The 13507-nt window shown below is 60.9% G+C and carries 15 protein-coding genes; 3 read left to right on the forward strand and 12 right to left on the reverse strand.

What is annotated here, in order from left to right; all coding sequences use genetic code 11:
- Positions 1–459: 459 nt before the first annotated feature.
- Together ACQRBV_RS00565 and phnN are read right to left on the reverse strand one after the other, a co-directional pair.
- The gene (locus ACQRBV_RS00565; RefSeq protein WP_411984552.1) at positions 460–1980 is read right to left on the reverse strand and encodes a M10 family metallopeptidase C-terminal domain-containing protein; all 1521 of its coding nucleotides are present in this window, start codon (positions 1978–1980) and stop codon (positions 460–462) included.
- 350 nt (positions 1981–2330) lie between these two features.
- Complete coding sequence (gene phnN / locus ACQRBV_RS00570) at positions 2331–2903, reverse strand: phosphonate metabolism protein/1,5-bisphosphokinase (PRPP-forming) PhnN (RefSeq protein WP_198761528.1); 573 nt, start codon at positions 2901–2903, stop codon at positions 2331–2333.
- A 493-nt stretch (positions 2904–3396) separates the two neighbouring features.
- On the opposite strand from phnN, the gene ACQRBV_RS00575 reads away from it, so the two are divergent.
- Positions 3397–3675: a DUF6124 family protein gene (locus ACQRBV_RS00575; RefSeq protein WP_104995918.1), complete on the forward strand. Its 279-nt coding sequence runs from the start codon at positions 3397–3399 to the stop codon at positions 3673–3675.
- 255 nt (positions 3676–3930) lie between these two features.
- On the opposite strand, the gene ACQRBV_RS00580 is transcribed toward ACQRBV_RS00575, so the two are convergent.
- The 10 genes from ACQRBV_RS00580 to ccmA form a co-directional block, all read right to left on the reverse strand.
- A complete protein-coding gene (locus ACQRBV_RS00580) occupies positions 3931–4326 on the reverse strand; it encodes a hypothetical protein (protein WP_060753302.1) in 396 nt (131 codons plus the stop codon).
- A 14-nt stretch (positions 4327–4340) separates the two neighbouring features.
- The gene (gene ccmI, locus ACQRBV_RS00585) at positions 4341–5525 is read right to left on the reverse strand and encodes a c-type cytochrome biogenesis protein CcmI (RefSeq protein ID WP_411984551.1); all 1185 of its coding nucleotides are present in this window, start codon (positions 5523–5525) and stop codon (positions 4341–4343) included.
- Positions 5518–5991: a cytochrome c-type biogenesis protein gene (locus ACQRBV_RS00590; protein WP_244698041.1), complete on the reverse strand. Its 474-nt coding sequence runs from the start codon at positions 5989–5991 to the stop codon at positions 5518–5520. Before ACQRBV_RS00590 ends, ccmI begins: the two co-directional genes overlap by 8 nt.
- The gene (locus ACQRBV_RS00595; RefSeq protein WP_008434782.1) at positions 5988–6524 is read right to left on the reverse strand and encodes a DsbE family thiol:disulfide interchange protein; all 537 of its coding nucleotides are present in this window, start codon (positions 6522–6524) and stop codon (positions 5988–5990) included. The genes ACQRBV_RS00590 and ACQRBV_RS00595 overlap by 4 nt, the downstream gene beginning before the upstream one ends.
- The gene (locus tag ACQRBV_RS00600) at positions 6521–8509 is read right to left on the reverse strand and encodes a heme lyase CcmF/NrfE family subunit (RefSeq protein ID WP_090365987.1); all 1989 of its coding nucleotides are present in this window, start codon (positions 8507–8509) and stop codon (positions 6521–6523) included. The genes ACQRBV_RS00595 and ACQRBV_RS00600 overlap by 4 nt, the downstream gene beginning before the upstream one ends.
- Before the next feature lie 3 nt (positions 8510–8512).
- Positions 8513–8980, reverse strand: coding sequence for a cytochrome c maturation protein CcmE (gene ccmE / locus ACQRBV_RS00605; protein WP_090365989.1), 468 nt, complete (start codon positions 8978–8980; stop codon positions 8513–8515).
- Complete coding sequence (gene ccmD, locus ACQRBV_RS00610) at positions 8977–9153, reverse strand: heme exporter protein CcmD (RefSeq protein WP_060753296.1); 177 nt, start codon at positions 9151–9153, stop codon at positions 8977–8979. Before ccmD ends, ccmE begins: the two co-directional genes overlap by 4 nt.
- Positions 9150–9905 carry a heme ABC transporter permease gene (gene ccmC / locus ACQRBV_RS00615; protein ID WP_060753295.1) on the reverse strand — a complete coding sequence of 252 codons (756 nt, stop codon included), beginning with the start codon at positions 9903–9905 and terminating at the stop codon, positions 9150–9152. Before ccmC ends, ccmD begins: the two co-directional genes overlap by 4 nt.
- A gap of 88 nt (positions 9906–9993) precedes the next feature.
- Positions 9994–10662 (reverse strand): heme exporter protein CcmB, encoded by a 669-nt coding sequence (gene ccmB / locus ACQRBV_RS00620; RefSeq protein WP_014717701.1) that lies wholly within the window; start codon positions 10660–10662, stop codon positions 9994–9996.
- Positions 10659–11294 (reverse strand): cytochrome c biogenesis heme-transporting ATPase CcmA, encoded by a 636-nt coding sequence (gene ccmA, locus ACQRBV_RS00625; RefSeq protein WP_411984550.1) that lies wholly within the window; start codon positions 11292–11294, stop codon positions 10659–10661. The genes ccmB and ccmA overlap by 4 nt, the downstream gene beginning before the upstream one ends.
- Before the next feature lie 200 nt (positions 11295–11494).
- Between ccmA and ACQRBV_RS00630 the strand changes: the two genes are divergently transcribed.
- Together ACQRBV_RS00630 and ACQRBV_RS00635 are read left to right on the forward strand one after the other, a co-directional pair.
- Positions 11495–13075, forward strand: a complete 1581-nt coding sequence (locus ACQRBV_RS00630) for a flagellar hook-length control protein FliK (RefSeq protein ID WP_411984549.1) — start codon at positions 11495–11497, stop codon at positions 13073–13075.
- Complete coding sequence (locus tag ACQRBV_RS00635; RefSeq protein ID WP_060753292.1) at positions 13072–13401, forward strand: EscU/YscU/HrcU family type III secretion system export apparatus switch protein; 330 nt, start codon at positions 13072–13074, stop codon at positions 13399–13401. Before ACQRBV_RS00630 ends, ACQRBV_RS00635 begins: the two co-directional genes overlap by 4 nt.
- Positions 13402–13507: the final 106 nt, after the last annotated feature.

Below are 13507 nucleotides of genomic sequence, written 5' to 3' on the forward strand. Positions count from 1 at the left end.
GAGAAGTACTGGACATCATCGTATCATCAGGCCGACCACTCAAAGTAGACTGCTCCGCAAAGCGCGATGAACTATACGTTTGAAAACTGATATTAGAGCCATGAACCGTCATAAGCCAACACTCTCCATCCAGAAAATATTTCGAATACAAATAATTAAAACCCATTGCCGGAATCAAATACACATAGGAAATAAATGAGCATCCGATCAAAGCAGCTCTAAATTCTCACGACAAAAAAAGCGCGACAACAGCTTATTTATTTCAGACTAAAACACTCACCCATGCTGACAAGAAGAGCAATACAAAAACACCAATGCAAACTTTGACAAAAACCTTCCAACCCCCCCTTTAAAACTAAAGACAACAGGCCAACCGCTTTTAAAATAACCTCAAATCCTGTAACGCGCTGTCTTTAAACACTAGGTACTCACCCGCACAGGGTACAAACTGGCTTGGCATTATTTGAACCATGAAAATATTCGGCTTACCCAGCCGATGGCCGTCGTGGAGAGTTTATTCACCGTTCTTTTGACGACCCCAGCCAAGCCGAAAGTGAGCGGGGCCGGAGCCGAGTCCGGAATCGGCTCAGGCTCAGGCTCAATGGTTGGTTCTGGTTCAGGAGCGGGTTCCACATTTGGTGCGACCGTCGGCCCAGGGGCGCTCCAGATCACATCCGTCTGCTTGATCTGGCCACGACTGAGGATCAGCAGATCAGCCTCGCCGCTCCCTGTCGTATCCACAGCCAGGCGGTAACGGCCTGTATTCGAATCATGACTGAGTATGGCGTCGCCCGCCTGGCCGCTGAACCGCTCGGAGAAGTTCAGGTCCTTGAGGCCTGCTGCTCGAAGCACACCGGAAACGTCGATCCGGTCGACACCACTAGTGAAGTCCTCAAGGGTGTCAGGCTTTTGTGGGGTAGAGTCACTGATGCGCTCATAAATGAAAGTGTCCGATCCAACCCCCCCACGCAGCTTATCGCTGCCCTTGCCGCCTTTGAGGCGATTGTCGCCGTCGTTCCCTTTCAACGTATCGTCACCGTATCCGCCGATGGCATTTTCGATAACCACCCCTTTGGCAATGGAGACGTTTCCCCGCAGCCCACCCACATCCGAGAACGCCTCGGCATCGAGGTTGATGTTCTGGTTATGGGCAAACCCGGAAAAATCCAGCGTATCGTTGCCCGCGCCGTCCCAGACCGTGAAGACCGGCTTTTCAGTTGCACGCTTGAGGCTATAAACCTCACGACCGGCGTTGGAGTTGAAGCCATACGTGGTATCGGTATCTCGGGTCTTGGTGTTCTTTCCATAAAGCCTTTGAACCGCCGCAATATCATCCATCATGGGCGCACAGGGGCTTTGGTTGGCGAAGTTGTGCCCGGGTTGGTTGGTTTCCGCCCAGTAACTCATGACGCTGCGCGCTTTGGTGTCCTGTTTGTAGGCCGCAGAACTGCTGTAGCTGTGGCCCATGCCGTCGTAGTCGCCCGGATGGCTGAGCCCCAGGGTATGTCCCAGTTCATGGATCGCCAAACCCAGGAACGCGCTGCCTATCGCCGGCTTACCCCCGCCACCCCCGGTGCCTATATTGGCGGTGACCCGAGATTGAGACTGGTTAGGCATATACGCGTGACCAGACCAAGAACCCGCCACGCCATTGACCGTGATATGGCCATCGGTGTTCGAGCCATTTTCAACAAAGTTGATGTTTGTAACATCCGCCCAGTATTGCAAGGCTTCCCTGATACGCACCTTCTGAGGCTCGGTAAATCCTCCAACCAGGTTAAAACCAACAACGATTTTATTATCACCATTGCGATCATAAAACTTGCAACCTTCGCGTGTTATATGTTTTGCCGCTTGATCCGTATTAAAGGAGCGCTGTGTACCGACCCACTTTAAAACATCAATTTTATTCGAGCACGGTGGTTCGGACGGCAAAGAATCGGGGTGTGACAGGAAAGGATGTCTGACAGGGATCTGCATGCCATGAATACTCTTGGGCGTTGAGCACAATCCATAATGAATTTTCGATGCTGACCAATCCGTCGCCAGCCCGATAAAAGTCCCATAGATAAAAAGCGCCAGCCACCCAGACTTTATTGCAAGACCACTGCCTGAAAACCGCCGAACAACAAGCTGCCTTGACTGTTCTATTACAAACCGTCAACAAGCTGTTTTACAAAGAAAAAATACTTCGCAACAAGCGAGCAATCTATTGAGGTGAAAACATCAAGAAACCCACCCAAACACACCGGTAACTAGTGGAGCACTCTCGTTACCCCTGTCTCACTTTCAACACGTCTGACGCCTACATTACGCAATGAACGCGGACGTCAGGCACATGCCGCGTCCCCGTGATCCAGGCAGCACAACAGGCGCTCGACGGTATGCTCAAGGGGGCCGGAGTTATCCAGCACGAATAATCCCGCGCCATTGCCGGCAATCAGCTCGGCGGTGAACCGCGCGTTGCGCGCCAGGCGCTCTTCAATGTCCGCCAGCGACTCACGCCCGCGTGCAATCAGGCGCTCACGCAACACCGCTTGATCCACGGTCAACAGCAACACCAACGAGGTCGGATAGCGCTCACGCGTCTGCGCCAGATGCGCTCGGGAGCCATTGACCAGCACATCCTCCCCCGCCGCCAGCCAGACGTCGATTTCCCTCGGGATACCATAAGACAACCCATTGGCCTGCCAACTCAGGGCAAACGCCCCCTCGTCCTGCATCGCGGCAAACTGCTGCGGGCTCACGCCCTGCGCCGCCTCGCCCACCGCCTCCGCCGAACGCGTGATCACGCGGCGCACAATGCGGCAGCCGCGTTCGAGCAACCGTGGGCGTGCGGCCTCCAACAAGCTGTCCTTGCCCGAACCCGACGGCCCGATGAGATAGATCAACCTGCCCGCCATCAAAACACCCTCTTCGCTTGTCGCCAGATTGGCCTGGTAGTCGCTGGAAAGTATACCCAGCAATCCCCCGGCCGCCAGGCCGGCGGCGGCCACATTACCCGAGTGCGGCTTGCCACGCACTAGGACCATACCGACCTCCGGGGCGCGAATAAGCCGATACCAAGCCCCCGTTGTCACAACGCCAGGCAGAGGGATGTGAAGATCCGCCCTACACAGATTTCGGGTTGCGTCCGATGAACCTCGCCGCTAACCTTCGCCGGTCGCTGCAAAATCAGCGAACGGGTGTGGAAGCCCGAACTCTCCAGGCGTATAAGCGCCCATAGCCTCTAGCGGGCGTTTTTTTCACGCCCGCTATAAAGTGTTATGGCGGCTGTGCGCGGGGCACTTTCGAGTGCGCCGGGGTCCTGGAGTCCGGTCTTCCACACCTGCGTACAGTCGCCACCCATCATGTGGAAGTGATTGTGGCGGCTCCCTTAACTCCAGGAGCTATCGTATGAAAAAAGTCACACCCAATCCCCCGCCATCCGACTCGGATGACGCCAAACAACCCCCACCCGACATCATCTTCACCGTTCGCCCCGGCCTGAGTACCGAAGCGGCCTTGAGCAATGCCAGCGAGATGCTGGAATCGGCTACGGCGTGTGCGTACGACTGTGCCGAGCATCTGGATGGATCAAACCGCAAGCAGGTATTGGCGGTGGTACAGATGATTGAGATTGCGCAGTTGCTGGTGGATGACGCACTGAGCCGGGAGTGCCCCGTGGCACGCTAGCCCAGTGGTCTCCTGTGGGAAGAGGCTTGCCCTAACGCCATGCAGTTAAGACATTTTGTAGGAGCGAGCTTGCTCGCGAAAAACTCACAGGCGCCGCGTTTATTCAGGCACCCCGCGTTATCGTTGACGTTTTTCGCGAGCAAGCTCGCTCCTACAGACGGTGACTTAGGGCCTGCCTCTACCAGAGTTGCCCTGCGGTGACAGGCAAAGTGGATTTCAAACCCATGAAAAAGGCGACCCGAAGGTCGCCTTTTGTCATTGCGCGTACTGCTTGCTCAAGCCTGGCGGCACGCCGTGCACGTCGGTTTCTTCCCAGGGGCCGTTCGGGCTGATCGAACGACTCCAACCGTTGCTCCAGCGGTAGTAGGTGCGCTGGCGATAGAAGGTGTCGGGCTGGTCGTCGAGCACGTAGACCTGCATCTTGCCGTCCCAGTGGCTGGCGGCGCCCGGTGGCGGGGCGAACGTCGGCGATTTGCTGGGCTGTGGTTTGGGGGCCGGAGTGACTGGGCCGGACGGCTTGGTGCTCGGTTGGGTCGATGGGCCTGACGGTGGGATGGTCGGGCCGGTGGGCGCTGGAGGGGGCCGGTGGACCGCACAGGCGCTCAGGCCGAGTACCAGGCTGAGCAAGGTGATGCGTGCAAATGCGGTCATGGCGTTTCCTCGAATTACGGGTTCGGACTGTCGATGGTCAGTTGCTGCAGCGCAGTGGTGCTGCTGGCCAAGGGTTGGCTGCGGCCGATCCACTCACCGGCGGTGGCAACACCCGCCCGGGATATGCGCGCAACCAGTTGGACTTCGGGGAAGTTCGACAGTTTCAACTGCGGCATCATCGCATCGGCGTCGCCCAGTTCGACGGTAATCGGCAGCTCAGCCACGGTAACGCGTTTGGCCGCCAAGGGCGCCGGCGGGCCGGAGACGGCGCGGGCGAAGATGAACACGCTGTCGGTAGGCAGGGACTTGGCCTTCACCTCGGGCGACACATCCACACGCACTCTCATCACCGCCTTGGGTGCGACGGCGCTACCGCTTTCTTTCAGCTTTTCGGCAGCACGGTCAATCCCGCCTTGCAGCGCGGCGCGAGAGTTGTCTTGCGCCGGTAGTTGCGCCAGCAGGCGGCTCCAGTAGTCGATAGCCTCCTGATAACGCTGGCCTTCAAAGGCTGCGATACCCAACAGGCCCAGGCTGGTGACCTCCTTGGGATCTTGCTTCAACGCTTCGTCGGTCAGGGCTTGAACCTTGGGCGACCACTGTTTGTTGTCGGCAAAGTACTGCGCCTGCGCCCACTGGCCGAGCAGTTCGGGCTGGCGACCGGCCAGGGCCACGGTGCGCTCGAAGACTTTCGCGGCATCGGCGGAGCGATCCTGCGCCATGTAGGCGCGACCGAGGAAGTACAGGCCTTCGGCCGAGTCCGGCTGGGCCGCCGCGGCGCGCTCCAGGCGCTGGGTCATGTCTTCCATGGACACCGGCGGCTGGGAGAATTCGCGGGTCAATTCGACCTTGTCGCTGGCACCGAAGTGCAGGTAGAGGCTGATGCCCAGCACCGGGACCAGAAGCGCGGCGAGTAATGGCAGTGGCTTGCCCAGGCGCGACTCACGGGTTTTTTCCGCGCCTTCGGTGTCAGCCAGCAATTCACGGGCCGCCTCCGCACGGCCGGCATCGAGTTGCGCGGCATTGAGCACGCCTTCGGCCTGCTGCACTTGCAGTTCGGCAACACGCTCCTGGTACAACGCCACATTCAACGCGGTGCGATCCTCCTCACGCTGGGCACGGCGGCCGCGCAACACAGGGATCAACAGGAAACTCAGGGCAATCAGAAGCAGCAAGCCGGCTGCGAGCCAGAAATCAATCATCAGTCTTGGTGTCCAGCAATTGGTCGAGACGTTTACGCTCTTCAGGCGACAGTGCGTCGCTGCCATCAATCGGCGCGGCGCGGCGACGGCGCACAATCACCGCCATGACGACCACACCGGCCAGCAACAGCCCGGCGGGGCCGAACCAGAGCAGTGCGGTCTTGCCGGTGAGGGCCGGTTTGTAACGCACAAAATCACCGTAGCGATCGACCATGAAGTCGACGATCTGCTGGTTGTCCTTGCCCTCCCCCAGCATGCGGAAAATTTCTTTACGCAGGTCGGCGGCGATCGGTGCATTGGAATCGGCGATGTCCTGGTTCTGGCACTTGGGGCAGCGCAGTTCCTTGGTCAGGTCGCGGAAACGCTCGCGCTCGGCATCATTGGCAAACTCGTAGGTATCGATGGCGGCATGGGCCACACCTGCCAGCCCGAGTGCCAGCACAGCGGCGGTCAACCAGCGCTTCATGGCTTGGCCTCATCGACCAGGGCCTGGTACTTGGCGGCCAGTTGCTCACGCCACACGACTTCGTCGATCACGCCGACGTATTTGTCGCGGATCACGCCCTTGGCATCGATGAAGAAGGTTTCCGGGGCGCCATACACGCCGAGGTTGAGGCCGAGGTTGCCGTCTTCGTCGCGAATATCCAGCTGGTACGGGTTGTGGAACTCCGCCAGCCACTTCAAGGCCGCCGCATTGTCGTCCTTGTAATTGATGCCGTAGATCACCACGCCCTTCTCGGCCAGCTTGTTCAGCACCGGGTGTTCAACGCGGCAGGAGATGCACCAGGTACCCCACACGTTGACCAGCGCCGGCTTGCCCAGCAGGTCGGCCTGGGTCAGGGTCTTGTCGCCCTGCACCGTCGGCAAGCTGAACGCCGGGAACGGCTTGCCGATCATCGCCGAGGGCAGCTCGGCCGGGTCCAGGTACAAGCCGCGATACAGGAACACCGCCACCACCAGAAATGCCGCCAGCGGCAACACCATCAACCAACGCTTCATACCGCCGCTCCCTGCAGGCCGAGGGCTTCGCGCACCCGGCTCTTGACCTTGACCCGATAGCGCCGGTCCAGCGCGGCAAGCAAACCACCGAATCCGGTGAGCAAACCGCCAAACCAGATCCAGCGCACAAACGGCTTCACATGCACGCGCACCGCCCAGGCACCCTCACCCAGGGGTTCACCCAGCGCCACATAGAGGTCGCGGGTGAAACCAGCGTCGATACCCGCTTCAGTCATCATCGATGACTGCACGGTATACAAACGTTTTTCCGGGTGCAGCACAGCCACTTCGCGGCCGTTGCGCACGACGCGCACGGTGCCTTTATCCGAGGTGAAGTTCGGGCCTTCGAAGTGCTTGGCGCCCTCGAAAATAAAGTGGTAACCGGCCAGGTCCATGGCCTCGCCCGGCGCCAGGCGCAGGTCGCGCTCGGCGCTGTTCTGGCTGGACAACACCACGCCCAGGGCGCACACGGCGATGCCGATGTGGGCGATCTGCATGCCCCAGTAGCTGCGGGTCAGCGTCGGCAAGCCTTTGATCAAACCTTTGTGGCGGGTCTTGTCGAAGATATCCCGCACACCCGCCAGCAACACCCAGGCCGCCAGCAGGAAGGTGGCGAGCACCGCCCAGTTGAAGTCGCCATAGGCGATACCGGCGATCACCGCCAGGGCCACACTGCCCAGCAGCACCGGCATCAGCATGCCGGCCAGCCATTTGACGGGCGTGTCCTTCCAGCGCACCAGCACGCCAACCGCCATCACCACCATCAGCAGGCCCATCAGCGGGATAAACAACGCATTGAAATACGGCGGGCCGACGGACAGCTTGGCGCCGCTCAAGGCATCCAGCACCAACGGGTACAGCGTGCCGAGCAGGATCATCGAGGCGGCCACCACCAACACCAGGTTATTGCCCAGCAGCAGGGTTTCGCGCGACCACAGGTTGAAACCCACCTGGCTCTTGACCACTGGCGCGCGCAGGGCGAACAGCGTGAGTGAACCACCGACCACGAACAGCAGGAAGATCAGGATGAATACGCCGCGCGCTGGGTCGGACGCAAACGCATGCACCGAAGTCAGCACGCCCGAACGCACGAGGAAAGTACCGAGCAGGCTGAGGGAAAATGCGGCGATCGCCAGCAGCACGGTCCAGCTTTTGAACACGCCGCGTTTTTCAGTGACGGCCAGGGAGTGAATCAGCGCAGTGCCCACCAGCCAGGGCATGAAGGAGGCGTTTTCCACCGGGTCCCAGAACCACCAGCCGCCCCAGCCGAGTTCGTAGTAGGCCCACCATGAACCGAGGGTGATGCCGATCCCGAGGAAGGCCCACGCCACAATGGTCCATGGCCGCGACCAGCGCGCCCAGGCGGCATCGAGGCGCCCGCCGAGCAAGGCGGCGATGGCAAACGCGAACGCCACCGAGAAGCCGACATAACCCATATAAAGCATCGGCGGGTGCACGATCAGGCCGATGTCCTGCAGCAGTGGGTTGAGGTCGCGACCGTCCACCGGGATCTGCGGCAGGATGCGGCTGAATGGGTTGGAAGTCATGATCAGGAACAGCAGGAAACCCACGCTGATCATGCCCATCACCGCCAGCACGCGGGCCAGCATCACTTGCGGCAGTTGGCGCGAGAACACCGACACGGCGAACGTCCAGCCGCCGAGGATCAATGCCCACAGCAGCAGCGAACCTTCGTGGGCGCCCCATACGGCACTGAACTTGTAGTACCAGGGCAGAGCGCTGTTGGAGTTATTGGCCACATAGGCGACGGAAAAATCGTCGGTCATAAAGGCGTAGGTCAGGCAGCCAAACGCAAACACCAGGAAGGCAAACTGGCCCCAGGCGGCCGGCTGCGCCAGGCTCATCCACAGGCGGTCGCCGCGCCAGGCACCGAGCAACGGCACCACGGCCTGCACGATGGCAAAGCACAGGGCGAGGATCATCGACAACTGGCCCAGCTCCGGAATAAACAGTGCGGACGTCATTATTTATCCCTCCTTGGCAGGCTGTGAATTAGCGCTTGGGGCGGATTGGCCGCTGTCTTTCAAGGCCTTGGTCACTTCCGGCGGCATGTATTTCTCATCGTGCTTGGCCAGCACTTCATCGGCCACCACCACGCCGTCGGCGTTGAGTTTGCCCAGGGCGACAATGCCCTGGCCTTCGCGGAACAGGTCCGGAAGGATGCCGCGGTAGGTAATGGTCACGGCCTTGTTGAAGTCGGTGACCACGAAGGTCACGTCGAGGGAGTCGGCAGAGCGTTTCAGCGAGCCTTTTTCCACCATGCCGCCGGCGCGGATACGCGTGTCCTGCGGCGCTTCGCCATTGGCGATCTGGGTCGGGGTGTAGAACAGGTTGATGTTCTGCTGCAGGGCGCTCAAGGCCAGGGCCACGGCGATGCCGACGCCGGCCAGGATGGCAAGGATGATCAACAGACGTTTTCTACGCAGCGGATTCACTTATCGGTCTCCCGGCGCAGACGACGCGCCTCTTGTTGCAGGTAACGCTTGCGGGCCAGGACTGGCGCGGCAACGTTGAGGGCCAGCACCGCCAGGCAGATGCCGTAGGCCGTCCAGACATACAGGCCATGGTGGCCCATGGCGAGAAAATCACTGAAAGAAGCAAAGCTCATCCACGCGCTCCCAGGCAGGCTTGCACTTCGGCCTTGACCCAACTGGCGCGGGCCTCACGCTTGAGCACTTCAAGGCGCATGCGCATCAAGAGCACGGCACCGAAGAAACAGTAAAACCCCAGCACCATCAGCAGCAACGGCGCCCACATTTCCACGGGCATCGCCGGCTTTTCGGTGAGGGTGAACGTGGCGCCCTGGTGCAGGGTGTTCCACCACTCGACCGAGTACTTGATGATGGGGATGTTGATCACACCGACAATCGCCAGCACCGCACAGGCCTTGGCGGCGCTGTCACGATTGCTGATCGCATTGCCCAGCGCAATCAGACCGAAGTACAGGAACAGCAGGATCAACATGGACGTTAGTCGCGCATCCCACACCCACCACGAGCCCCAGGTCGGTTTGCCCCAGATCGCGCCCGTGACCAGCGCCACGGCGGTCATCCATGCGCCGATGGGCGCAGCACATTGCAGGGCGACGTCCGCCAGTTTCATCTTCCACACCAGGCCGACGATGCCGCACACCGCCAGCATCACGTAGCAGGACTGGGCCAGCATCGCAGCGGGTACATGGATATAGATGATGCGAAAGCTGTTGCCTTGCTGGTAGTCCGGCGGCGCGAAAGCCAGGCCCCAGACCAGGCCGACGCCGATCAGCAAGAGGGCGGCGATGCTCAACCACGGCAGCAGCTTGCCGCTGATGCCATAAAACCATTTGGGCGAGCCGAGCTTGTGAAACCAGGTCCAGTTCATTGCTGTTTCCATCACGGTGGCTTCCCGTCGTAGCGGGACGCTCAGGGTCTTTACTGGTCAAGGGTATGACGCGCTCAACCAGACCTCATTATTCGCCGACGCTGATCTTCAGGCCGGCGGCTATAGCAAAGGGTGTCAGGGTTACCGCCAGGGCGGTCAGGCTCCCCAGCCACAGAAGGTAACCGGTCGCCGGCATCCCCATGAGCGCGGCTTGCAGAGCGCCGCTGCCCAGGATCAACACCGGGATATACAAAGGCAGAATCAACAGGGCCAGCAACAGGCCACCCCGCTTCAAACCGACAGTCAACGCTGCGCCCACCGCCCCCAACAGGCTGAGCACCGGCGTACCGAGCAACAAGGATAGAAGCAATACCGGCAGGCACTCCACGGGCAGCCCGAGCATCATCGCCAGCAACGGGGAGAGCAAGACCAGCGCCAGGCCGGAAAAAACCCAGTGTGCCAGCACCTTGGCCAGTACCAGAAGTGGCAGGGGGTGCGACGAAAGGACCCACTGTTCCAGGGAACCGTCTTCGAAATCACTGCGAAACAGCCCGTCCAGCGAGAGCAGGACGGACAAAAGCGCAGCCACCCACACCAGGCCCGGAGACAAGGTTTGCAACAGTTTAGTCTCGGGGCCGACCGCCAGCGGGAACAAGGCAATCACGATGGCGAAGAACACCAGCGGGTTGGCCAGTTCGGCTGGGCGACGGCACAGCAGCCGGGCTTCACGCGCAACCAACAGGGCGAACACGCTCATAGCGACCACCGCGCCAAATCCAGCTCACGATAACCAGCCGGCAGGCGGGCCAGGGTGTGATGCGTGGTCAGCACGACCAAACCGCCCTGCTCACAGTGCCGGGCCAGGTGCTCTTCGAGTTGGGCGACGCCTTGTTTGTCGAGGGCGGTGAAGGGTTCATCGAGAATCCACAGCGGCGGGCCAGGCAGATATAAACGCGCCAGGGCCACGCGGCGCTGCTGGCCGGCAGACAGGGTGTGGCAAGGCACGTCTTCAAAACCCTTGAGGCCGACCGCCGCCAAGGCCTGCCAGATGGCGTCGCGGGAGGCCGGGTGATGCAGGGCACTGAGCCAGCTGAGGTTTTCTTCAGCGCTGAGCACATCCTTGATACCGGCGGCGTGGCCAATCCACACGAGGTTGCGCGCAAGCGTGCTGCGTTGTTCGTTGAGGGGCTTGCCGTTGAGACGGACCTCGCCGGCCGTCGGCTGCATCAAGCCGGCCAGCAGCCGCAGTAAACTGGTCTTGCCACTGCCATTGGGGCCGCTGATTTGCACCATGTCGCCGCCCGTCAGCCGCAGTTCGAGGTGTTCGAACAGCAGGCGCAGGTCGCGTTCACAGGCAAGCGCTACGGCTTCAAGAAGAGGGCTGGTCAAGAGATCGCGGGCCTTTACGGTTCAAGTCGGCGGTGCAGCGGCCGTTATAGAGAGATGCACAATAACGGCTTTGGCGACCGATTTTAGAGAGCTGGATCAAATAGTTGTGAGGTTTTTACCGCTCTCTTTGCAGACGGGCGGCATTATACATGTGATGCCCTACTCTAAAGAGGGCAATTTCCCCAGAGACGACGCGCACGATGACCGGTGAGATCAACCTTCCTCCGCTGCCTCCCACCCCGGCGCCCGGGCCTGCTCCACTGCCGGCGACCGGTGAGTTGCTCAAATTGCTGGAGCCGCAGGCGGGGCTGATCGACCCTGGAAAAACCGCAAACGCCGAAGTGCTCGCACTCAAACAAGGCGGCGACTCGTTTCAACTGCTGCTCAAGCTGACCCTGGATGGCGGGCGCCAGACGTTGGTGCAAGCCAGCAGTGCGCAACCGCTGCCACTGGGCAGCAACGTGGCGGTAAGCCAAACGCCGACAGGCAACCTGACCCTCTCCCTGCAGCAAGCCATGAGCGCCAATGTCGCCGCCCTCACCCGCATCGATACCACGCAAATGCCCGAAGGCACGCTGTTGCAGGCCAAGGTGCTGACTACCCAGATGTTGCCTCAGGGCGCCACGCAGCCGGCAATCTATCGCTCGCTGGTGAGCGTGCTCAATAACGCCCTGGCAGGCACCACCCTCACGGTGGAGAGCCCGCAGCCGCTGCGGGTCGGCAGCTTGCTCAGCGCCGTGGTGCAGAATGCGCAAACCCTGAATTTCGTGCCCTTGAGCGGGCTCAAGGATCAACTGGCCATCGCGCAGCAACTCTCCACCCAGCAAAGCCGTCAGGGCTCGCTGGATGTGCTGTTCACCGCGTTGCAGAACCTGCCCGCCAGCAGCAGCACGTCCGCCGACCTGCGCGCCGCCGCCGACCGCTTGCTCGCGGCCCTGCCCGACCTGGCACAAGCCAGTAACCCCAAGGTGCTGGCGCAACTGGTGCAGAACAGCGGCGCCTTTCTCGAAGCCAAATTGTTGGCCGGGCAAAACCCGCAGATACCGCCGCTGGATATGAAGGGCGCGCTGCTGCGCCTGGTCGCCGACTTGCTGCCGGCCCTGCCCACCCCGACCAACCTGAACGCGGTGCTTGCCGCCAACACCCTGGCCCAGGTGCTGCCGAACTTCGTACGCAACCCGCTGAACACCCTTGGCCAGATCGGTGCCCGTCAAGCGCCTGCGGGCTTTCCGTTACCGGACCGGCTGATGCAGCGCCTGGAAGGTGAAGGCGACCTGGAAAACCTGCTGCGCCTGGCGGCTGCGGCGATCTCGCGGTTGCAGAGCCATCAGCTGTCGAGCCTGGAGCAGACCGGCACCACCGCCGATGGCCGCCTGCAAACCACCACCTGGCAGTTGGAGATCCCCCTGCGCACCCTGCAGGACATCGTGCCGTTGCAAGTCAAGTTCCAGCGTGAAGAGCCAACGCCGGACAAGGAGCAAACCGAACGCAAAGACAAAAAAGACCCCAAGCAGATGCTCTGGCGCGTCGAGCTGGCGTTCGACATGGAGCCGCTGGGGCCATTGCAGGTCCAGGCCCAGCTCAGCCAGGGCAAACTGTCCAGCCAGTTATGGGCGAGCCGGCCCTTCACCGCCAGCCTGATCGAAAGCCATTTGGGCAGCCTGCGCGAGCGTCTGGTGACCTCGGGGCTCAACGTCGGTGACCTGGATTGCCACCTCGGCACCCCGCCACGCGGGCCGCGAACCGGGCTGGAACAACGCTGGGTGGATGAAACCGCATGAAGAACGCTAACCCGCCGCGCCAGGCGATTGCCCTCAAGTACGACGGCCAGCAGGCCCCGACGCTGACGGCCAAAGGCGATGACGCACTGGCTGAAGCGATCCTGAAATTGGCGCAGGAGAATGAAGTACCGATCTATGAAAACGCCGAGTTGGTAAAGCTGCTGGCGCGCATGGAACTGGGCGACAGTATTCCTGAGGAGCTGTACCGCACGGTGGCCGAAATCATTGCGTTTGCCTGGACGCTCAAGGGCAAGTTCCCGGTGGGCTACGACCCCCATGCGCAGCCGCCGGAACGAGACGTCACAGAACGTGGCGACGACTATTAACCCTCGTAGTGAGCGGGCTTGCCCTAATGCCAGTCAGTTAAGCGATAAAGCGGGCGATGAATAAATTGTGGGAGGGGCGGTGCGACGATTCGACTTGCTCCCGATG

This window comes from Pseudomonas sp. R11F (assembly GCF_050312575.1).
GTDB lineage: Bacteria > Pseudomonadota > Gammaproteobacteria > Pseudomonadales > Pseudomonadaceae > Aquipseudomonas > Aquipseudomonas palleroniana.

Bases quoted from the DNA above. Each gene is read 5' to 3' on its own strand.
- ACQRBV_RS00565 (WP_411984552.1), bottom strand. From the start codon at position 1,980: ATGCAGATCCCTGTCAGACATCCTTTCCTGTCACACCCCGATTCTTTG.
- phnN (WP_198761528.1), bottom strand. From the start codon at position 2,903: ATGGCGGGCAGGTTGATCTATCTCATCGGGCCGTCGGGTTCGGGCAAG.
- ACQRBV_RS00575 (WP_104995918.1), top strand. From the start codon at position 3,397: ATGAAAAAAGTCACACCCAATCCCCCGCCATCCGACTCGGATGACGCC.
- ACQRBV_RS00580 (WP_060753302.1), bottom strand. From the start codon at position 4,326: ATGACCGCATTTGCACGCATCACCTTGCTCAGCCTGGTACTCGGCCTG.
- ccmI (WP_411984551.1), bottom strand. From the start codon at position 5,525: ATGATTGATTTCTGGCTCGCAGCCGGCTTGCTGCTTCTGATTGCCCTG.
- ACQRBV_RS00590 (WP_244698041.1), bottom strand. From the start codon at position 5,991: ATGAAGCGCTGGTTGACCGCCGCTGTGCTGGCACTCGGGCTGGCAGGT.
- ACQRBV_RS00595 (WP_008434782.1), bottom strand. From the start codon at position 6,524: ATGAAGCGTTGGTTGATGGTGTTGCCGCTGGCGGCATTTCTGGTGGTG.
- ACQRBV_RS00600 (WP_090365987.1), bottom strand. From the start codon at position 8,509: ATGACGTCCGCACTGTTTATTCCGGAGCTGGGCCAGTTGTCGATGATC.
- ccmD (WP_060753296.1), bottom strand. From the start codon at position 9,153: ATGAGCTTTGCTTCTTTCAGTGATTTTCTCGCCATGGGCCACCATGGC.
- ccmC (WP_060753295.1), bottom strand. From the start codon at position 9,905: ATGAACTGGACCTGGTTTCACAAGCTCGGCTCGCCCAAATGGTTTTAT.
- ccmB (WP_014717701.1), bottom strand. From the start codon at position 10,662: ATGAGCGTGTTCGCCCTGTTGGTTGCGCGTGAAGCCCGGCTGCTGTGC.
- ACQRBV_RS00630 (WP_411984549.1), top strand. From the start codon at position 11,495: ATGACCGGTGAGATCAACCTTCCTCCGCTGCCTCCCACCCCGGCGCCC.
- ACQRBV_RS00635 (WP_060753292.1), top strand. From the start codon at position 13,072: ATGAAGAACGCTAACCCGCCGCGCCAGGCGATTGCCCTCAAGTACGAC.